General features: G+C 71.4%; 15 protein-coding genes and 1 pseudogene. 5 read left to right on the forward strand and 11 right to left on the reverse strand.

Features of this window, described 5'->3' with window-relative positions; translation table 11 throughout:
- Positions 1-44: 44 nt before the first annotated feature.
- A complete protein-coding gene (locus ACZ4VK_RS09840; RefSeq protein WP_468350325.1) occupies positions 45-1,247 on the reverse strand; it encodes an FAD-dependent monooxygenase in 1,203 nt (400 codons plus the stop codon).
- A gap of 149 nt (positions 1,248-1,396) precedes the next feature.
- Between ACZ4VK_RS09840 and ACZ4VK_RS09845 the strand changes: the two genes are divergently transcribed.
- From ACZ4VK_RS09845 to ACZ4VK_RS09860, 4 genes are all read left to right on the forward strand, one after another.
- Complete coding sequence (locus ACZ4VK_RS09845; RefSeq protein ID WP_468350328.1) at positions 1,397-1,954, forward strand: TetR/AcrR family transcriptional regulator; 558 nt, start codon at positions 1,397-1,399, stop codon at positions 1,952-1,954.
- Positions 1,955-2,112: 158 nt separating this feature from the next.
- Entirely contained in the window at positions 2,113-2,880 is a 768-nt protein-coding gene (locus ACZ4VK_RS09850; RefSeq protein WP_468350330.1) for an NPP1 family protein, read from the forward strand.
- A gap of 101 nt (positions 2,881-2,981) precedes the next feature.
- Positions 2,982-5,054 (forward strand): pectinesterase family protein, encoded by a 2,073-nt coding sequence (locus tag ACZ4VK_RS09855; RefSeq protein WP_468350332.1) that lies wholly within the window; start codon positions 2,982-2,984, stop codon positions 5,052-5,054.
- Between the two features lie 131 nt (positions 5,055-5,185).
- Positions 5,186-6,292 carry a hypothetical protein gene (locus ACZ4VK_RS09860; RefSeq protein WP_468350334.1) on the forward strand — a complete coding sequence of 369 codons (1,107 nt, stop codon included), beginning with the start codon at positions 5,186-5,188 and terminating at the stop codon, positions 6,290-6,292.
- 42 nt (positions 6,293-6,334) lie between these two features.
- Here ACZ4VK_RS09860 and ACZ4VK_RS09865 read toward each other — a convergent pair whose 3' ends face one another.
- Complete coding sequence (locus ACZ4VK_RS09865) at positions 6,335-6,757, reverse strand: GlcG/HbpS family heme-binding protein (RefSeq protein WP_468350336.1); 423 nt, start codon at positions 6,755-6,757, stop codon at positions 6,335-6,337.
- A gap of 40 nt (positions 6,758-6,797) precedes the next feature.
- Positions 6,798-7,991, reverse strand: a complete 1,194-nt coding sequence (locus ACZ4VK_RS09870) for an MFS transporter (RefSeq protein WP_468350339.1) — start codon at positions 7,989-7,991, stop codon at positions 6,798-6,800.
- Between the two features lie 246 nt (positions 7,992-8,237).
- Here ACZ4VK_RS09870 and ACZ4VK_RS09875 point away from each other — a divergent pair.
- Positions 8,238-8,685: pseudogene (locus tag ACZ4VK_RS09875) on the forward strand (transposase).
- 31 nt (positions 8,686-8,716) lie between these two features.
- Here ACZ4VK_RS09875 and ACZ4VK_RS09880 read toward each other — a convergent pair.
- From ACZ4VK_RS09880 to ACZ4VK_RS09915, 8 genes are all read right to left on the reverse strand, one after another.
- Positions 8,717-9,271 (reverse strand): hypothetical protein, encoded by a 555-nt coding sequence (locus ACZ4VK_RS09880; RefSeq protein ID WP_468350341.1) that lies wholly within the window; start codon positions 9,269-9,271, stop codon positions 8,717-8,719.
- Between the two features lie 263 nt (positions 9,272-9,534).
- Entirely contained in the window at positions 9,535-10,368 is an 834-nt protein-coding gene (locus ACZ4VK_RS09885) for an NAD(P)H-binding protein (RefSeq protein WP_468350343.1), read from the reverse strand.
- Positions 10,369-10,599: 231 nt separating this feature from the next.
- Positions 10,600-11,325 carry an NUDIX domain-containing protein gene (locus ACZ4VK_RS09890; protein ID WP_468350345.1) on the reverse strand — a complete coding sequence of 242 codons (726 nt, stop codon included), beginning with the start codon at positions 11,323-11,325 and terminating at the stop codon, positions 10,600-10,602.
- A gap of 106 nt (positions 11,326-11,431) precedes the next feature.
- The gene (locus ACZ4VK_RS09895) at positions 11,432-12,967 is read right to left on the reverse strand and encodes a PQQ-binding-like beta-propeller repeat protein (RefSeq protein ID WP_468350347.1); all 1,536 of its coding nucleotides are present in this window, start codon (positions 12,965-12,967) and stop codon (positions 11,432-11,434) included.
- Positions 12,968-13,140: 173 nt separating this feature from the next.
- The gene (locus ACZ4VK_RS09900) at positions 13,141-15,513 is read right to left on the reverse strand and encodes an ATP-binding SpoIIE family protein phosphatase (RefSeq protein ID WP_468350349.1); all 2,373 of its coding nucleotides are present in this window, start codon (positions 15,511-15,513) and stop codon (positions 13,141-13,143) included.
- Positions 15,514-15,757: 244 nt separating this feature from the next.
- On the reverse strand, positions 15,758-17,068 hold the full coding sequence (locus tag ACZ4VK_RS09905) for a phytase (protein ID WP_468350351.1): 1,311 nt from the start codon (positions 17,066-17,068) through the stop codon (positions 15,758-15,760).
- A 169-nt stretch (positions 17,069-17,237) separates the two neighbouring features.
- Positions 17,238-18,548 carry a hypothetical protein gene (locus ACZ4VK_RS09910; protein WP_468350353.1) on the reverse strand — a complete coding sequence of 437 codons (1,311 nt, stop codon included), beginning with the start codon at positions 18,546-18,548 and terminating at the stop codon, positions 17,238-17,240.
- A 106-nt stretch (positions 18,549-18,654) separates the two neighbouring features.
- Positions 18,655-19,536 (reverse strand): winged helix-turn-helix transcriptional regulator, encoded by an 882-nt coding sequence (locus ACZ4VK_RS09915; protein ID WP_468350355.1) that lies wholly within the window; start codon positions 19,534-19,536, stop codon positions 18,655-18,657.
- Positions 19,537-19,634: the final 98 nt, after the last annotated feature.

Here is a 19,634-nt window from a genome sequence, read left to right on the forward strand (position 1 = left end):
GCCGGTCGGGACCGCTCCCGCCGGGTCCTGCCCGCCCGTACGGGTCAGCCCAGGCGCGGGGGAGTCCAGTCGGCGTGCCGAAGGATCGCGCGTAGCGCGACCCCGGAGGGGGTCACCCGGAGCAGGGTGTCGCGTACGGAGACGGCGAGGGGATGGGAGAGCTGCTGGCCCATCCGGCCGGCCCGGCGGGCGGCAAGGGCGACGGCCTGACTGCGGGGCCGCCGCTCGACGTCGTACCGCGCGAGCGCCGCGTCGATCCCGTCCGCCGCACGGGCCCCGGCGGTGGAAGGAGCGGGATCGACGGCAAGTGCAGCGGCCAGCGTCACCGCGTCCTCCAGCGCCTGACAGGCGCCCTGGCCGAGGTTCGGCGTCATGGCATGGGCCGCGTCGCCGAGCAGGGCGACCCGGCCCACCGTGAACGACGGCAGGGGAGTGGCCAGTTCATGGATGTCGTGGTGCAGTACGGCGTGGGGATCCGTCGCGTCGAGCAGCGCGGGGATCGGGTCGTGCCAGTCCCCGAAGCGGCGGCGCATCACGGCGAGCGTGTCGGCATGGCGCACGCCCACGGGCGAGTTGAACACGGCGTGCCACTCGGCGCGTCCGTCGGGGAACACGATGTGGCCGAACTCGGCACCCCCGCCCCAGGTCAGCTCGAAGTCGGACTCCAGGGGGACCGGGACCTCCGTGATCGCGCGCACCACGGTGGAGCCGCTGTAGACGGGACCCGGGTGACCGGGGAACAGCTGGGAACGGAGGCGACTGTTCACCCCGTCGGCGGCCACGACCAGATCCGCTACCCGTACGCGCTCCTCGCCGCCGCTCGTGGTGGACACCCGTACCCGGTGCGGATCGGACGCGTCCACGGACCTGACCTCGGCCCCCACGGCGAGGCTCCCGGCGGGCAGGGCCGCCCGCAGGACGCGGTGCAGCGCGGAGCGGGGGATGCCGACGATCGGTGTGCCGAGGGCCCGTTCGAGGGCGGCGCCGTCCATCCGGGCCAGCCGGCCGCCGCTCGGGACGCGTGTGCCCCCGGTGTACTGGGGCCGGGCCTCCCCGCGTACCGCCTCGCCGACGCCGAGGGCGTCAAGGGCGCGCATGCCGTTGGCGTGGAGGGAGATCCCGGCGCCGACGTCGTCGAGGACGGCGGCGCGTTCGAGGACCGTCACCTCCCATCCGACCGCGCGCAGTCCGATGGCGGCGGCCAGTCCCCCGATCCCGCCCCCGACCACCACGGCGTTCCCACCCATGCCCGTTCCCCTCCGTTGATCGTCCCGCAGCCGCAGCCGCAGCCCCATCCGGCGCCTCTCCCGCATCTGGAGAATTCGGCGCGCTTCTACACCTGTAGAAGAACCGGAGGAGAATCTACACCCGCCGTCTACAGGTGTAGAAAGGGGGGATGTCCGCCACCCGACGCACCCTCCTCGCCGATACCGCCATCGACGTCCTCGCCGACCACGGCATGCGCGGGCTCACCCACCGCGCCGTCGACCGGGCGGCCGCTCTGCCGCCCGGCACGACGTCCGCGTACTACCGCACGCGCCAGGCGCTCCTCACCGCGCTCGTCCAGCGCCTGGTGGAACGCGACCAGCGGGAGCTCCGGGAGGCGGGCGAGCGGACGCCGGTGCCCGCGAGCGCCGATGAACTGGCCGCCGGGCTCGCCGCCTTCACCGCGCGGCGGCTCACCGGGGACGGGCGCCGCCGCTCCCTCGCGCGCTACGCGTGCGCCCTGGAGAGCGTGCACCACCCGGAGTTGCGGGAGATCCTCGTGCCGCGCGAGAACGCGGCCATCGGAGTCGTGCGGGAGTTCCTGGCGTCGTGCGGCCTCGCCGACGCGGGCGAACGCACCGTCACCCTGCTGACCTGCGTGGACGGACTGGTCTTCGACCGCCTGGTGAACGGCGGAGCCGTCTCGGTCGAGGAGGTCCGGCGGCTGGTGGCGGCGGCGATGCGCTGATGCATGCACGTCGGCGGCTGGCGGCGGCGATGTGCTGATGCACGCACGTCGGCCGGTGGCGGCGGCGATGCGCCGAGTTCACGCACGGTTCCTCCATTCATGAACCGTGCATGCCAAAATCGCGCTGTCGCATCATGCCGCCCGACCCAGGGGACACAGTGAAGACACAGGCGTACGCCGGCCGGGGCGCGCTCGCCCTCGCCGGCGCCCTCACGTTGATCATCGCCCTGCCCGGCAGCGCCTTCGCCGCGCCTCCGCCCGCGCTGCCGGCCAACGCCGACGGCCTGGAGCAGACGTTCCAGCCGGCCTACGACTACGACACCGACGGCTGCTACCCCACGCCCGCGATCGGGCCCGACGGGGCGATCAACGGCGGCCTCAACCCCTCCGGGGCCCTCAACGGCCAGTGCCGTGACTCCTGGGACCTCACCCAGACCAACGGCTACTCCCGCTCGAAGTGCAACAACGGCTGGTGCGCGATCCTCTACGCCCTGTACTTCGAGAAGGACCAGGCGGTCGCCGGCAGCGGCCTCGGGGGACACCGCCACGACTGGGAGCACGTCGTCGTGTGGGTGCGGAACGACCAGGCGCAGTACGTCTCCACGTCCGCCCACGGCTCCTTCGCCGTCAACAGCCGGGACCGGATCCGCTGGGACGGCACCCACCCCAAGATCGTCTACCACAAGGACGGCATCGGCACGCACTGCTTCCGCCCGGCGAACACCAACGACGAACCGCCGGAGAACCACCAGCACACCTGGCAGTTCCCGAGCCTGGTCGGCTGGAACGGCTACCCGGCGGGCCTGCGTGACAGGCTCAGCCAGGCGGACTTCGGCAGCGCCGTCTTCGGCCTGAAGGACGGCAACTTCGCCGCCCACCTGGCCAAGGCGAAACCGGCGGGCATCGCCTTCGACCCGTACGCCTGACACCTCACGGACGGCGGCAACCTTTCGCGCCCGCCGCGGCGACTACCGTCCGCCCGCCCCTTTCCGGGGCGGGCACCCCCACGGACGGAAGGACCCACGACATGACCGAGACCCGAGGCAGGGCGCGACACCGCAGGCGTGGAAAGGCCCTGGTGATCGGTGTCCCCGCCGCGCTCGCCGCGGCGGGGGTCCTGGCGTACGGCACGGCGTTCGGCGTGTTCGGCAGCGACGCCCGGCCCGAGGCGAAGGCCGCGGACACCCCCGCGCCCGCGTGGGCCCGTGCCGCCGCCGACGGCTTCGCCTCGGTCGACGCGCTCGGACAGAAGGGGACGTACGGCGGGCGCGACGGCAGGACGGTCACCGTCAGGACCCTCGCCGAACTGGAGAAGTACGCGACCGCACCCGAGCCGTACGTCATCGTGGTGGCCGGGACGATCACCGTGAACCCCACGGGCAAGGAGATCAAGGTCGCGTCCGACAAGACCATCATCGGATCCGGCACCTCGGGCCACATCGTCGGCGGCGGCTTCTTCCTCGGCCAGGGCGTCCACAACGTGATCATCCGGAACCTGACGATCCGTGACGCGTACCAGGGCGTCTGGAACGACAAGGAACACGACTTCGACGCCGTGCAGATGGACGGCGCGCACCACGTGTGGATCGACCACAACGACCTGCGGCACATGGCCGACGGCCTCATCGACAGCCGCAAGGACACGACGTACGTCACCGTGTCCTGGAACAGGCTGGGCAACAACAACAAGACCTTCGGCATCGGCTGGACCGACAACGTCACCGCCGACCTCACCATCCACCACAACTGGTTCCGCGAGACCGCACAGCGCAACCCGTCCACCGACAACGTCGCCCACGCCCACCTCTACAACAACCTGCTCCAGGACGACGCGGGCACGGCCATCACCTCGTCCTACGGCAACTACGCGCGCGGCGGGACACGGATGGTCCTGGAGAACAGCGTCTTCCAGGGCGTGAACAACCCGGTGATCAAGGACTCCACCGCCACCCTCGTCCAGCGAGGCAACGTCTTCTCCGGCACCACCGGCCGCAACGAGAGCGGCGGAACGGCCTTCGACCCCAAGGCCTACTACCCCTACACCCTCGACCCCACGGCCGCCGTGCCCGCGCTGCTCAAGTCCGGTGCGGGCCCCCGCTCCTCCCTCGGCACCACTCCTGCCGCGGCCCCTTCCGCGGCCGCCACCACCCTGACCGTGGCGAAGGACGGCAGCGGCCGGTTCACCAGCGTGCAGAAGGCCGTCGACGCCGTCCCCGCGGGCAACACCTCCCGCGTCGTGATCCGGGTCGCCCCGGGCGTCTACCGAGAGACCGTCAAGATCCCCTCGAACAAGCCCCACGTCACGATCGAGGGCACCGGCGGCAGCCGCAAGGACACGGTCATCGTCGAAGGACACGCCTCCGGCATGACCAAGCCGGACGGCTCGGGGACGTACGGAACGGGCGGCAGCGCCACCGTCGCCGTCGAGGCCGACGAGTTCCGGGCACGCAACCTCACCATCTCCAACGACTTCGACGAGGCCGCGAACCAGAACCTGAACGGCCACCAGGCCGTCGCCCTCCGCACCGCCGCCGACCGGATCGTCCTCGACGGCGTCATCGTCACCGGAGACCAGGACACCCTCCTCCTCGACACCGCCGCCAAGGACAGGATCGGCCGGGTGTACGTCACCGGCTCCTATGTGATCGGCAACGTCGACTTCGTCTTCGGCCGCGCCACCGCCGTGATCGACAGGTCCGTCCTCACCCTCAAGAAGCGCTGGAACGGCACCTCCGCCGGCTATGTGACGGCGCCGAGCACCCCGGCCGGCCGCAAGGGCTTCCTCATCACGCGCTCCACCGTGAACGGCGACGTCGCCGCGGGAACCTTCTACCTCGGCAGGCCCTGGCACGCCGGCGGCGACGCGACCCTCGACCCGCAGACCACCGTCCGTGACAGCGTCCTCAGCGCCGCCGTCAGGACCACACCCTGGACCGACATGAGCGGCTTCTCCTGGAAGGACGACCGCTTCGCCGAGTACCGCAACACGGGCCCCGGATCCGGCCCGTCCGGTCCGGACCGCCCGCACCTGACGGACGCTCAGGCCACCACGCAGGACACCGCGCACTGGCTCGACGGCTGGACCCCGACCACGGGCTGACGGCCGCCGGCCCAGGGCCCCACCGTGGCGCACAGGACCTGACCTGGGCGGGACCGCTCACGAACCGCTGTGCGATCATGCGGGGGCCCCGGGGGAGGGGCCGAAACGACGCGTGAGGCGAGGAGTGCGGAGTGAACGCGGGTGGGGAACGGGACGGTTCGTCCGTGCCGGACGACGTGTGGGAGCAGTTCCTGCGCGACTCCGTCGAGGGCGTGGCGGACGCGCCCAAGGAGCCGTCGGCGCGCGCCCGCGTCGTGGCGGACCGGCTGCGCGACGCCCCCGCCGGGGCCGAGGGATGGCGTACGTACACGCCGGCCAGGCCCCGGCGCAGGAAGGGCTGGTACGTCGTCGGGCTCCTCGCCGCGGTGGGCCTGCTCGTCGTGGCGCTCGACCCGTGGCAGCTGATCGGCTCCTCCGACGGTGAGGGGCGGCAAGGGCCGCCGCTCGCCCAGGAGGCGGAGCGCCCGACCCAGGCGCCGCCCGTGGAGCCGGCCCGGCAGCCCACGCTCGACGAGCCGTTCAAGGGCTCGCCCGCCGCCCGCTGGGCGGACGGAACGGCCGGGATCACCGTCCCGGCCGCCCGGGCGACCGGCTGGATGAACACCGCACAGGTGGAGAAGGCCCTCCGGCAGACCCGGGACTTCCTCGCCGCGTCCAGCCTGGACCCGGCCGTGCTGGGCGGCGCGCGCCCCACGGAGGCGATGGCCCTGATCAACCCGCACCAGCGGGACGTCAAGGAGTACCTGGCCGCCGCGTTCTCCGCACCGAGCGCGGAGAACGACCCGCTTCTGCTCTTCAGCCGCTTCGACACGTCCCGCACGCGCCTGGTCGGCGACGTGGTCAAGGCCCGCGGCCGGATCACCTACCGGGAAGGCGAGCGCGGCGCCCTCCAGGTCGCCACCGACGTCACCTACGTGTACCCGGTCGCACGGGCGGCGGCGGGCGGCGGCGACGAGATCGTGCGCACGATCGTGCGGCGCGAGGTGGTCCTGAACTGGGACGACCCCTCGAAGATCATCACCGAGCCCGGCACCTTCTCCCTCGTCTCGTACAAGGTCGACATGACCAACGGCGGCTGCGACAACCACACCGGCTACTTCGCCCCCGAGTTCGGCACCGACCGGGCCGGCGACGACACGACCGACGGCGCCACCGTCGACCCGTACGACCGCAGTACGGCGATCACCGAGGGAACGGGGACCGCCGACGGCGGGTGCAGGACCGCGACACGCTCCTGAAGGCTGCCGGTCGCCCGTACGCCTACGGGCTCACGGCCCGGGTCACCGGGCCAGCTCCTCGACCGCGCCGGCCGCGAAGGAGTGGTCCTGCTCCGGGGCTCCGCCGCCGACGCCGATGGCGCCGATGAGCCGGCCGGAGCGGTGGACCGGCAGACCGCCGGCGATGAAGAGCAGCGGCCGGTCGAGGGCGGTGGGCAGCGAGTGGAACGGGCCGTCGGGCTTGACGAGCTCGACCAGGTCGGCCGTGGGGGCGTTCAGCTGGAGGGCGGTGTACGCCTTGCGGGTGCTGGTCTCGCCGGAGATCAGCACCGCCCGGTCGTCGCGGCGGAAGGCGAGCAGGTGCCCGCCGGCGTCGAGCACGGTGACGCTGACGGTCGCCCCGTCCTGTTCGGCGGCGCGGCGTGCGGCGGCGATCAGGACCTCGGCGTCGGCGGTCGTCAGCGGGGTGACGGCGGTGGTGCTCATGGTGCTTCTCCTCGGGGTGCTGTGCGGTGGGGGACGGGGCTCAGGCGTGGACGGGGGTACGGGCCTCGGCGTCGGCGGCAGCGGCCGCGGGGGCACGCCGCTCAAGCGCCGCGGACCAGAAGGCGAGGCCGAGAGCGGCGGCGGCGAGGACGGCGCCGACCCAGTTCGGGGCGGTGTAGCCGAAGCCGGCGGCGATGACGATGCCGCCGAGCCAGGCGGCGAGCGCGTTGCCGAGGTTGAAGGCGCCGATGTTGACGGCGGAGGCCAGGGTCGGCGCGCCGTGGGCCTGGTCGAGGACGCGCTTCTGCAGCGGCGGCACCGTGGCGAAGCCGAGCGCCCCGACGAGGAGGATGGCGATCGCGGCGAGGATCTTGTGGTGGGCGACCACGGTGAACAGCGCGAGGACGATCGCGAGCCCGCCGAGGGTCGCGTACAGGAGGGGCATCAGGGCACGGTCGGCGTACCGGCCGCCGAGCAGGTTGCCGAGGAACATGCCGACGCCGAAGAGGACGAGCAGCCAGGTGACGGCGCCCTCGGAGTAGCCGGCGACCTCGGTCATCATCGGTGCGATGTAGGTGATCGCGGCGAAGACACCGCCGAAGCCGAGCACGGTCATCGCCATGGCGAGCAGGACCTGCGGATTGCGGAACGCCTTCAGCTCCCGGCGCAGGTGCGTCCCCTCGGGACGGGGCATGGCGGGCACCAGCCTGGCGATGCCGAGAAGCCCGACCACACCGAGTGCGGCGACGACCGCGAAGGTGGTGCGCCAGCCGACCGCCTGCCCGATGAAGGTGCCGAGCGGCACACCCACGATGTTGGCGACGGTCAGCCCGGTGAACATGGTGGCGATGGCGCCGGCCTTCTTGTCCGGCGCGACGAGGCCGGCGGCGACGACGGAGCCGATGCCGAAGAACGAGCCGTGGGCGAGTGAGGCGATCACACGGCCGGTCAGCATCATCCCGAAGCTCGGGGCGAGCGCGGAGAACACGTTGCCGGCCACGAACAGGCCCATGAGCAGCATGAGCATGTGCTTGCGGCTCACCCTGTTGCCGAGGACGGTCAACAGCGGCGCACCGACGACGACGCCGAGCGCGTAGCCGGTGACCAGCAGGCCGGCGGTGGGGATGGAGACGCCGTAGTCGGCGGCGATGTCGGGGAGTAGCCCCATGACGACGAATTCGGTCGTCCCTACCCCGAAGGCCCCGACTGCGAGGGCGAGGAGTGCGAGCGGCATGGCTCCACCCTTCCGTGATTGCTTGAGTGAGCTCCTTACGTGCTGAAACAATAATTGCAGACGCGCTATAAACGCAAACGCGGTTTGCGCGCTTCGGCTGGATGGGTGTGGATGATCTCCGAGATGTGCCCGCACTGCGAGACCTCGTGGCGGCGCTGCAAAGGGAGTGGGACACGCCGATGACCCGGCCCGGGCACTGTCCGGCGGATCATGTGACCGTCTGACCGGTGGCTCGTTGAGTGGGTCGTGGGCCGGGGGGATCTGACGAATCGCGAGTGGTCGCTGCTGGAGCCGCACCTGCCACCAATGGGTGGTCGGGGTGGTGGTGTACCGACCACCGGACCGTGGTCAACGGGATCCTGTTCCGAATCCGCACCGGTGTCCCGTGGCGTGACCTGCCAGAACGCTACGGCTCGTGGAAAACCGTCTATGAGCGGCATCGCCGCTGGTCGACGGACGGTACCTCGGACCGGATCCTGCACGCGGTCCAGGCCGACGCCGCCGACGCAGAGGCAGCTCGGGCGGCAGGCCCATCGGTTTCGACCGCGACCGCTACCGGCGACGCAACGAAGTTGAGCGGACCATCAACCGGCTCAAGAACTCTCGTGCGGTCGCGACTCGTTACGACAAGAGGGCCTACGTCTTCCACGGCACCGTCACCGCAGCAGCGGTCCGGTTATGGCTGCGCCCGTGACGAGCCGGACGGTGCCTTGGTGACGGGATTATCAGCGCTGCCAGAGAAACGCGGCCTTGGAGCAGGGGCGGCAGGTGAAGACGTAGCCACGGCCGCCGCCTCCGAAGTTCGCCGAGGTGGCGAAGTCGTGTCCCTCCTCCAGTTCCGCGGCGAATGTCATTCGGACGCTGCAGGAAGGGCAGACGGGGGTCTCGTCGCCCTGGAGCCAGTCCGGTTCGCCGCCCAGTCGCCCCAGAACTCGTTCGAGGGCCGGTGTGTGCTCGGGGTGGAGGCGAAGAGCGGTGACCGCACCGAGATCCGTTTCACCCTCGGCCGGAACGGCGGCCGGGGAGAGCCGCTCGCCGTCGAAAAGGAAGGCGGCATTGGCTCCGGCAGTGGCGCTCCAGTCGTCACACATACCCGGGTCGTTCTGGCAGAAGAACACCGCCGCCACGCCGAACGGCAGCGGCAGGTGCGCGAGGAACTGCATGGCCCCATCGCACTCGCGGCATGAGGGCCATACGAAGCCCTCCGGAACGAGCGGGACGCCGCCGGTGCGCGGGACGGGCGCGTCGGCGGTGGTCTTCCCGTCGTGGATCAGCAACATGCCGCCAGGTTACGTCCTGCTTCGAAGACCAGGACAAAGGGTCAGGAGCTTTCTCGTTTCCTCCGTTCACCGGTTCGCCCCGGCAAGATCCGCCGGACAGGCCCTGGGCCGGAGGCGCGTCGGGTGGTGGTGTCGCGGGCCTCAGGGGGGGGGGGCCGCTTCTGTTGGGTGCCGGGCGTCCTGGTCGCCGGCGGGAGCTGGATGTGGGAGTTCCGGATCCGTCGGCGTACCCCCTGGAACCGCGTACCTCAGGTCGAGGCGATTCAACGGAAGGCGTTGGCGTTCTCAGAAGCCCATTGCCGAAACGGGCGGGCGGGCGTTCCGGTGACCTGTGAAACCGTGTCGCGCACCCTCAGCAGCTCGTCGTTCACGTCTCCGCCGGTGACGTCGAGCACCGCGTCCGCGGCCTCGGGCCCGAAGACCGCGGCCATCTGGGCGCGGGCCTGCCGGCGGCTGATCTCAACGAAGGGAACGTCCCGACCCAGTGCTGCGGCGATGGCCTCGACCTGCTGTCGGGCGGTCACAGGCTCTGGGCCGGTCAAGGGGTACGTGCGTCCGTGGTGGCCGGGTTCGGTCAGTGCCACGCGTGCCACCGATGCTATGTCGGCAGGGTGGATAGTTGGCAGCGCGGTCTCGGCGTACGGCGCGTGGACGGTCTCGTGGTCACGGATGGAAGCGGCCCACATCAGGGCGTTCGATGCGAACTGCGTCGGCCGCAGGATGGTCCAGGCCATGCCGCTTGCCTTGAGGAGCTCCTCCACCGCCAGGTTCTCGCCGGCGGGGCCGAGGTGCGGGTGGGTCTGGACGGTGATGGACGACACCAGTACGACGTGCTCCACGCCCGCCTGCCGGGCGGCTTCGAGGATGTCGGCGTCCGAGCCCAGACGCGACACGAGAAACAGTGAGCGGGCCCCCTCCAGTGCGCGCTCCAACGACACGGGTTCTGTGAAGTCGCCTTCCACGGCCTCGACCCCATCGGGGAAGACGGCTCGCGAGGCATCGCGGGTGAGCCCCCTCAGGGGCCCGACCCCGCGTGCGTGCAGCTCCTTCAGCAGGGCGCTGCCTATGTTTCCAGTGGCTCCGGTCACGAGGATCATGGGCGTGTTTCCCGTCGTCAGATGATCAAGTGGGAGACACGCTAGAACCTCAATCATGCTTCAGGTCAAGAAGGCGCCTGGTCATGCCTGGGTTGGCCATCTCTGTCGGACCTGTCGCTGATCCAGTGACCTCAGACGGTTGATTGCGTGACGAGGAGTCCTGGAAGCGGCTCGTCGTGCCGAAGCGAGGGGGAAGGATGCGGCGACGGAGAAAGGAGCCCAAGTTGCGGTTCAGGTGGAGAAGTACCGGCCCAGGACCTGGTTCAGGTAGTCCGCGCCCGAGCCGAGGCAGGCAGCCTGCTCGGCCGAGGGTACGAAGGTGATCTCATCGAGCTCGGGTGCCTCTCCCCGCTCTGTCTCCGACACAGTGAGCTCCGCATGCCGGCGTCGCACGAGCGCGCTGGGCACGGGCGGGGCGAGGAAGTGGAACCCGAGGCTGCCGAACCGTGTCCCACGGGTGAGGCCCCACAGTCGCAGCTCCTCCTCCGCGGAGTGAACACCGAGCTCCTCGGTCAGTTCGCGGACCGCATGCCGACGGAGTGACTCCATGTCCAGGAGGCAGCCGGCCGAAGGTGGTTCCGCCGAGCCGCCGGGGAGGCTCCAACGGCCCGGTGCCGCGGTGGTGGGGGATCCACGTCCGACCGCGAGTCCGGCCTCCGTCGGCAGCAGAACGGTGACGAAGACAGACCCGGGGACCTCTTCGGCCGGCCGCAGTCTCCGCAGGGCCCGGTGCCGGTACGTCATCCTGGCCCATCGCAACACCGCCGGGCCGGTCCCTGGCCGGTCGATGCCCAGGCTCGCGACGAGGGGGCCGTCGAAGGTGGCGGGGTTGAGGGCCTTCGTCTCCGCCCAGAGGCGGTCCACTTCTACCCGCTCCCGCGGTGACAGGGCCGGTGGAGGATGCTCGACGAAGGTGATCCGTTGTGCGTCGAGGAACTCGACAGGCCCGGGCCGCATGGGAGGTCCTTCCCGCCCGTCTGGGCGCTCGGCTCGATCGAAGGTGGCGCGTACTCGCCCCCACACCGAATTCTCTGGTCCGGAGACGTTGGGTCGCTTCCTGCACTTACTGGAAAGTCGAGCAGTCCAGGAGACGCCCGTCAGTGGTACCGATGAGCAGGCGGCCGGGTTCGGCGACGGTCAGCGCCGTCGCCACGACGGGCACGCCGGCGACAGCCAGGTGCCGGCGCCGGCGAACCTTGCCGTCATGGAGACCGAGTATGACGAGCTCGCCGTCGTCGTATGTGACGTAGACGGACTCCGTGTCGTGGTCGAGGTCCGTGGCCTTCCGGTCTGTCCGGAAGACCCACATCGGCTCTTCGCCGGCCACCGCGCGCCGTACGACGAACGATCCGCCTGGCTGCAACCCGTGGCCGTGGTAGACGGTGCCGGCATAGACCAGGTCGCCGTCGGCGGTCTCCACGCCGGGGCCGGCGAAGTGTGTCTCGCCAGGCGTCCAGGAGTGGGGAGCCACGTGACGGACCTCCGCCTTCCTCGGCTCACGCGGACGTTCGGCGACCGGTATGCCCCTCGGTTCCGCTGCCGACAGCCAGGCTTTGCCTGATCCGGGCTTCTGCCCGCCCTTCGTGGCAACCATTTCCAGAAAGTAGATCCGGCTGCCACGCCGGATCCGCAACCTGCTCCGCGCGCCGTGCTTGCCGGCGGGCGCAAGGGCGGGCAGGCCGTCAGCACATCGCACCACGGACACCATGCCGGTGGGAGTGAGGTGGTCCAGCTGCGCCCCGTCCCGGAGCGAGAGTCGGACCACGGCCTGAGCACGCTCCTCCCACGGGGGCCGCATCAGACCGACCCACGCCGATCGCTCATCTGCGGCTACGACGAGGTCGCGGCCGCCACCGTCGTCCCGGACAGCCCACTGCCGCTCCCCCGACGGTAGCCAGGCCTCCAACTGGACTCCGTCGAGGGTCGCCACGATCCTGCCGTCGGACAGTTCCTCGACTGCGCGGACGTTGCATCGCGGGTCCCACTCCCTGGTCAGGCTGGAGACCCTCTGACGTGCGTCCTCTCGACAGTCGGTTCGTGGGGCCGCTACTCGTGGTCCGGCCAGGTCGTATCCGGTGATCGACCGTGGCGATACGACCCTCCAGTCGGGCCGACGCACTACCGCGACGTGCCCTTCGCTCCACGCGTCTTCGTCCTGCCAGTCGTCATACGGTGCCATCAGCACACGTAGTTCCTGCTCGCTGAGCCACTCCAGGCCCAAGACCTGGCGGCCGAGCTCGTGCTCGATGAGCGATGTGCTCCTGCCCGTCTCCAGGTCCAGAAGGAGTAGTTCCCCTTCGAAGAAGTAACCGCCGTCGTAGTCGCCTGTACCGACGGCGAGCAGGGGGAGCCGGGGATGGAACGCCATCGCATGTACGGCATACCGCGCACGGAGCAGGGCCCGGCAGGCCAGATCATCGGTGCCGTAGACACCGACAGGCGCAATATCGCCGAAGTCGGGTACGCCGGCGACCGCCATGCGCGTGCCTGCCACTGCCAACAGGCCGCGGCTCTCGTCATCGACGGCCAGAGCTGGAGCACCGACCTCGGCGAAGGGACGGTCTCCGAGGATTCGGTCGATGCGGAACGAGACGGTCATGACAGTGATCTTCTCAGCGGCGAGAAGCTGCGTGAAGCGACGGACGCATCAGAAGCTGAACAGAAGAACCTGACGTGCGAACTTCCTTCGAAGGTCGCGCGACGGCGCAGGAGACGTCCGAGGCGAAGCCGGGCGGGATGTACCGGCGGCCGGTCAATCGCCAGGGAAAGTGATCAGAGGCCCGTGAGCTGCTGCTCCGTCCAGATCGTCTTCCCGCGCTCCGTGTAGCGGCTGCCCCAGCGGGTGGTCAGCTGCGCGACGAGGAAGAGACCCCTGCCGCCCTCGTCCGTGGTGAGGGCGCGGCGCAGCCGGGGCTGCGTGCTGCTCGGGTCCGACACCTCGCACACCAGCACCCGGTCGCGGATCAGCCGCAGCACGACCGGGCCGCCGGCGTACCGGATGGAGTTGGTGATGAGCTCGCTCACGATGAGCTCGGTGCTGAACAGCAGCTCGTCGAGGCCCCACGCCTCCAGCTGGGCGTTGACGTGGGCGCGCGCGTCATGGACCGCGGCGGGATCCGCCGGGTACTCCCACCTCGCCGTGGACTCCTCGGTCACGACGTGGGTACGGGCGAGCAGCACCGTGATGTCGTCGGTCGGGTGCTCCGCGTGCGGCGTCCTCGCCAGCAGCGCGGCGCCCACGGACTCCAGGGTGCCTTCCGACGGTGAGAGACCGGCCAGAACCGCCTTCAGCTGCTCCGACCCGTGGAGGACGTCCCGCCCGAGCAGACCGTCCGTGTAGAGCACGAGGGTGCTCCCCGGCGGCAGCGTCACACTCGTGACCTCGAAGGGGTTGTCGCCGACCCCGAGGAGCGGGCCGGGAGTGACGGGTAGAAAGCCGACGTCACCCTCGGGCGTCACCAGAGCCGGCGGCGGGTGGCCGGCGGAGGCCATGTGGCACGTACGGCTGACGGGGTCGTAGACGGCGAACAGGCAGGAGCCGCCCACGCTGTCGGGCTCGTTCGCCTCCCGCTGCATCCGCCGCACCAGATCGTCGAGCCGGGTCAGCAGCTCGTCGGGCGGCAGGTCCAGATCGGCGAGCGTCTGCACGGCCGTACGCAGGCGCGCCATGGTGGCGGCCGCCTCCAGACCGTGCCCCACGACATCACCGACGACAAGCCCGACCCGCAGCGAGGACAGGTCGAACGCGTCGAACCAGTCGCCCCCGACACTGATCGTCCCGCCCGCGGGAAGGTACACGCCCGCGGTCTCCGCCGCCGTGCTGCTCGTCGCCGCGGGGGGAAGCAGGCTCCGCTGCAGGACCACGGCCGTCTGGTGCTCGCGGGCGAAGCGGAAGGCGTTGTCGATGGCCGTCGCGGTGCGGGCGCACAGATCGTGCATCAGCTTGATGTCGGCCTCGTCGAAGGGCGCGGTGGTACGGGTGCGGTAGACCGCGGCGTACCCGAAGAACCGGCCGCCGCGGTAGAGCGGGCAGCCGAGCGAGGCGTGCGTGCCCTCGGGCAGGAACGCGCGTATCAGCGCGGGGTCGTGGCCGAGGATCCGCCGGGAGAGTTCCTCGTCGGCGACGAGCATCCCGCCGACGTGCCGGGCGGCGATCTCCGGAGTCTCCGCGACGAGCGGGACGGACTCGCCCACCTGGATCAGCGGCGAAGGCCAGTCGCCGTCCAGGGACCTCACCGCCACGCGGCGCGAGGCGGAGGCCTCCCGGCCGGGGTGTCCGAGCGACGGATCACGGCCCTGCAGGAGGTCGTCGGGATAGTCGACCGTCGCGTGGTCGCCGAGGGCCGGCACCAGGATCGACGTGAGGTCCTCGGCCACCTGGACCACGTCGAGCGACTCCCCGACCTCGAAGGCCTGGCGGTACGCGTCGGCGTGCCGCGGTGATCGCGCCTCCGTGACCTTGGCCGCCTCCACCACGACGCCCATCGGCATACCGAGGGCGTCGTCGATACGGAAGCACGACAGGGCCAGCGCCGCCGCGCCGCCCGGCCGGTCGAGCTCGTACACGCGCGAGGCGACGGACGTTCCGGTGGCCGCGACCCGCTCGAAGGCCACCCGGGCGTCACCGCCGCCGTCGCGGGCTCTGAGGCGGCACAGCCAGTCGTCCCCGGCGCCTTCCGGGCGGAGCGCCTCCAGAGCCGGGTTCGTCCGTACGAGCCGCAGATCCAGGTCGAACTGGGCGACGCCGATGCCGTCCTGGGCCAGGAGCGTCCGGGCGACGTCCCGGTCCTGGTGCCCCCTGTCAGAACCGCCGGGCGGCAGCACCAGGACCAGCCGTTCCGCCGCGCCGTCCGCCTCCGCGACCAGCAGGTCCGCCTCGACCGGCCGCCCCGAACGGTGCAGCAGCCGCGCCCGGCGCGGGACCGCCCTGCTCCTGCGGTACCCCGACTCCCCGGGCTCGGCCAGAAGCCGCGAGGCCGGTTGTCCCGCCATCTCCTCGCCGGTCCATCCGAGCAGCTGCTGCGCGGTCCGCGACCACCAGGTGACGCGGCCGTGCTCGTCGAGCATCGCGGTCGCGACGCTCTCCAGGGCGGACAGGCCCCGAGGAGGGGCGTCGGGGCGCTCCCTGTCGTCGCTCGGTCCCACGCGGCCCCCTTGTCGCCAGGTGGATTCCCGCTCTTCTGCCAGCATGCGCCGGTCCGCGCGACGAGGCACGCCGGAGGGGCCCGCCGGCGGGCTCGGTCCACCCGTTCCCCCACCGCTCGGCCGGGGGCCGGCCTCGCCGTCACGCAGGCCCGGAGAACACTCGGTCGAGACGGAACGTGGCAAGGCGCCGGCCGCCGCGCCGGGAGGCGTCGGCGGCCGGCGCGGGCAGCGGTCGGGACGGGGATCAGTCGTCCAGGGCGTCCAGGACGGTTCCGAGGTCGACGAACTTGAAGTTGGTCGCGGGCCGGTCGCCGTCGCCCGGGGCGTCGTGGCCGTCCTGTACGACGAGGAGGCCGTTCGGGTAGGCGGAGCCCAGCGGGGCGTTCAGCGCGGCGGCGCCGTCGCACTCCTCGGAGCCGTCGAGGGCGCCGGTCGCGGGCGCGACCCGGAAGCCGCCCTCGTACTCGTTGTCGTCGGACACCTCCCGGTCGTAGGCGGCGAAGGTGTTGTCTCCCTGGCTGGAGGCGAGGAGGTACCCGTCGCCGTCGGCCTCGGTGACCAGCGTCAGGCCCTCGACGTCGGCGGAGAGCTTCGTACCGCCGTAGCCTGGGTCGGCGCCCGGCGTGCACTCCTCGGTCTCCTCGTCGTAGACCCCGGGGACGCCGTACTCACGGACCGTGTCGATCAGCTTCGGGGTGCCGGTGAGGTCGGCGCGCAGACGCCAGATGCCGATGTCCTCCTGGCCGGCGTAGAGGGTGCCGTCGGCGGGGTCGACGACCATGCCCTCGACCTGCGGCAGCTCGCCGGGCTCGCCGCAGGGCGACCACGAGGTGCCGTCGGGCAGGCGGAACGTGGAGGGCAGGTCCAGGGTGCGGACGGTGCGGTAGGTGACCTTGCCGCCGGCGGCCGGGAGCAGTTCGAGCAGCGCGATGCTGGTCCGCTCACGGCGGCTGACCAGGGCGAAGCTCTTGCCCGTGGCCCGGTCCGTCCAGGTCGCGAGGCCGTAGGCGGTCCGCTGGTCGTTGATCTCGGCCTGGTCCCGGGAGAACACGGGCGGCGCGGCCTCGTCGGTGACGTCGGTGAGCGGTCCGCCCGCGCGGTCGCGGTCGATGCGGTAGAACCGCAGCCGGTCGTGGCCGCGGTCGCTGGTGACGGCCAGATCGGCCCGGCCGGAGGAGAGCCGCAGACCGTGGACCAGGTCCACGTTGTTGAAGCGGCCCGGGGCGTCGTCCTCGCCCGCGGCGGGGGGCGCGGCTATCGACTGCACCGGACGCGCCTCCAGGTCGTAGACGCGCAGACCGCCCTCCTTGGCGGTCGCGATGACGAGGCTGCGGCCGGGGGCGGCGGCGTTGCGCCAGATGGCGGGGTCGTCCGCGTCGGCGTTGCCGCCCGCGTCGTCGTCGTGCAGCACCGGCGTCTCCGCGCGGGGCGTCACGGCCGGCAGCGTGGTGGAGGAGGCACGGTGGTCGGCCTGGGCGGGAACGGCGAGGGCCGCCGCCGCGAGCGCCGTGGCCACGGCAAGGACGAGCGGCCGGGCGGTGGTGGAGCGAGTCACACAACTCTCCTCTGCAGGGGGGCGGTTGATCCTGCGTGAGCGTTGTTCCCCCGGGTGTCCGCAGGGCAGCCGCCGGACGACCGGTGACCCCGGGTCCAGATGTACGTGTGATGAACCACCGCGCGGTCCGCGACGCGCGTCGCGGACCGCCCGGTGTGCCCGTCGGCGGTCAGGCGGGGTTCTTCACGTCCGCCAGGTAGGTGGCGCCGCCGAGGCAGTCGCGCATCTCGTAGCGGGGGGCGACGGTCCCGGTCCAGCGCAGGAACCCGGTCGGTCCGGTCGCGGCCGGCATGTCGATGAACCGGCAGCCGTCGTACAGCACCTTGCCGGCCGTGGTCGCGGTGGCCCCGGTCGTCACCTGGTGCGAGCCCATCAGGCCGCAGTCCTCGTACCGCACCATCGGGCCCCGGGAGCCGTTCGCCTGGAAGTCGTACACGTGCGTGACCGCGTTCGGAGCCCAGGACTTGAAGCTCAGGGCGGTGTCGTCGCACGACACGAAGGTGATGCTCCCCTTGTACCAGCGGGAGTCGATCACCTTGTGGCCGACGCCGCGCAGTTCGAAGCGGATGCCCTGCGCGTACAGGCGCGTGACGGAGTCGGCCCGGGTGGTCGCGTCGGCGGTGAGCTGGAAGAACGTGCCGGTCGACGCGGCGTCGGTGAGGATGTAGGAGCCGCCGACGAAGTTCATCGAGCCGCCCCGGTTGTTCTTCACGAACACCCCGGACTGGTACTCCACCTTGCAGTCGCGGAACCAGTAGTTGAGGAACTGGTCCTGCTGCGTCGCCGCCGGGGTCATCCCCATGACGAGGAACGCGTCGGAGTAGGAGCCGCCGACCTGGCAGTGGTCCCAGCCCATCTCGCTGTTCAGGTTGGAGGTGGTGGCCGGGCCGTCGAGGCCGATGCCCCGCTTCCAGCTGCCGCGCCACTCGACGTCGGTGTACCAGGTGTCCTGGACGCCGTACTCGGCGGAGGAGTACGCGTAGGTGAAGCTCGACGTGGCGTTGACACTGGTGAAGGTGAGCCCGGAGATACGGATGTTCTTGTAGCGCTGGTAGTTGGTCCAGAGCGTCGTGTCGTCCGCCGTCGGCGCGTACACGATCCGGGACAGCCGCTTGCCGTAGCCGGTGATCGACACGCCGTCGACGATGCCGCCGTTGCCCTCGCCGTCGACGTTCGGCAGCAGCGAGTCCGGCTGGGTGAGGAGATAGGTGCCGGGCGGGATGACCAGGACCTTCTTGGGGATCGCGCCGGAGATCGGGCCGGGCTGGAACGAGGCGAGGACCTCGGCGGCCGCCGCCCTGAACGCGGCGTCGCTGGCCGTGGCGCCGGTCGGGTCGGCGCCCTTGCTGATGACGTCGACGCTGTACGGGTCGTCCCCGGAACCCGCCGCGTACGCCGGCCCGCTCCCCATCACCACGGCCCCCGCCGTCGCACCGGCTCCGGCGGTGGCCAGGCCTCTGATGACGGAACGGCGGTCCATACCTCTGGTCAACTCTGCCCCCAACGTAATGATCATGAGAAAGACAGGTCATCCGACCACGCCGGGGAGGTGAACGCAAGACGAAGGGGAGGCGCGGCAGGCGCCGTCACTCCGAGGCGACCGCCGACCCCTCGCGCCACGCGGTCTCCACGGCCGCCGGGATGTCGGTGACCGGCAACTGCACGTGCCGTACGGTCCGTTCGCGGTCCAGGACGAGGACCGCCCGCTTCAGGCGGAGGGCCTGGCCCGCGCGGAACGTCGGCAGCCGCAGCGCCGCCGAGAGTCCGCTGTCCATGTCGGAGAGCAGCGGGAAGGGGATCTCCTCCGCCGCCGCGAACGCCCGCTGCTCGTCGGGGCGTTGCGTGCTGACGCCGCGCACCGAGACGCCGGCCGCCGTGAACCGGTCGTACGCCTCACGGAAGAGGCGGTTCTCCAGGGTGCATCCCGCCGTGCCGGGGATCTCCGACCAGTCGTCCGGCAGGGGGCCGGGCCTGGCGGTCGCCGGGTAGCAGAAGAGGACGGTGGCCCCGGCCCCCGCGTCGACCGGGTCGAGCGTGGCGCCGGTGTGCGCGGGCAGCGTGAGACGGGGCAGCCGGGTGCCGGGCAGGTCGTGGACCCGGTGCGCCTCGGCGCTCCGCTCGTCGGCGGAGGCGGTGAGGGACCCGTCGCCGAGCAGCCAGCGATCGGCCCAGTCCTGCATCGAGACCAGGACGGGGAGCAGCGCGCGGCCGGCGTCGCTGAGCCGGTACTCGTGGCGCACCGGCCCCTCCTGGTAGGGCACCTTGTCGAGGACTCCGCTCTCGACGAGGTGGTTCAGCCGCTCCGTGAGGACCTTGCGGGAGATGTCCAGCTCGCGCTGGAGCTCGTCGAAGCGGTGCCGCCCCCGCGCCGTCTCACGGACGAGGAGCAGGCTCCACCAGTCGCCGACGACGGCCGCGGCCTGGGCGATGGCACAGGCGGCGTCGCGGTCGGGCACGGCTCGTGCCATGACGTTCCTCCTCGTTCGGGTGCGCGGTCCATCTTGCGCCATCGAGTGAGTTCCCGATAGAAACTCTCTATGAGTTCCCATAGGGAACGCACTCGCTT

This window comes from Streptomyces sp. NPDC028711 (assembly GCF_055565415.1).

What these genes read in the sequence shown, in the direction of transcription:
- ACZ4VK_RS09840 (WP_468350325.1), bottom strand. Translation starts at nt 1,247, where the DNA reads ATGGGTGGGAACGCCGTGGTGGTCGGGGGCGGGATCGGGGGACTGGCC.
- ACZ4VK_RS09845 (WP_468350328.1), top strand. Translation starts at nt 1,397, where the DNA reads ATGTCCGCCACCCGACGCACCCTCCTCGCCGATACCGCCATCGACGTC.
- ACZ4VK_RS09855 (WP_468350332.1), top strand. Translation starts at nt 2,982, where the DNA reads ATGACCGAGACCCGAGGCAGGGCGCGACACCGCAGGCGTGGAAAGGCC.
- ACZ4VK_RS09865 (WP_468350336.1), bottom strand. Translation starts at nt 6,757, where the DNA reads ATGAGCACCACCGCCGTCACCCCGCTGACGACCGCCGACGCCGAGGTC.
- ACZ4VK_RS09870 (WP_468350339.1), bottom strand. Translation starts at nt 7,991, where the DNA reads ATGCCGCTCGCACTCCTCGCCCTCGCAGTCGGGGCCTTCGGGGTAGGG.
- ACZ4VK_RS09880 (WP_468350341.1), bottom strand. Translation starts at nt 9,271, where the DNA reads ATGTTGCTGATCCACGACGGGAAGACCACCGCCGACGCGCCCGTCCCG.
- ACZ4VK_RS09885 (WP_468350343.1), bottom strand. Translation starts at nt 10,368, where the DNA reads ATGATCCTCGTGACCGGAGCCACTGGAAACATAGGCAGCGCCCTGCTG.
- ACZ4VK_RS09890 (WP_468350345.1), bottom strand. Translation starts at nt 11,325, where the DNA reads ATGCGGCCCGGGCCTGTCGAGTTCCTCGACGCACAACGGATCACCTTC.
- ACZ4VK_RS09895 (WP_468350347.1), bottom strand. Translation starts at nt 12,967, where the DNA reads ATGACCGTCTCGTTCCGCATCGACCGAATCCTCGGAGACCGTCCCTTC.
- ACZ4VK_RS09910 (WP_468350353.1), bottom strand. Translation starts at nt 18,548, where the DNA reads ATGGACCGCCGTTCCGTCATCAGAGGCCTGGCCACCGCCGGAGCCGGT.
- ACZ4VK_RS09915 (WP_468350355.1), bottom strand. Translation starts at nt 19,536, where the DNA reads ATGGCACGAGCCGTGCCCGACCGCGACGCCGCCTGTGCCATCGCCCAG.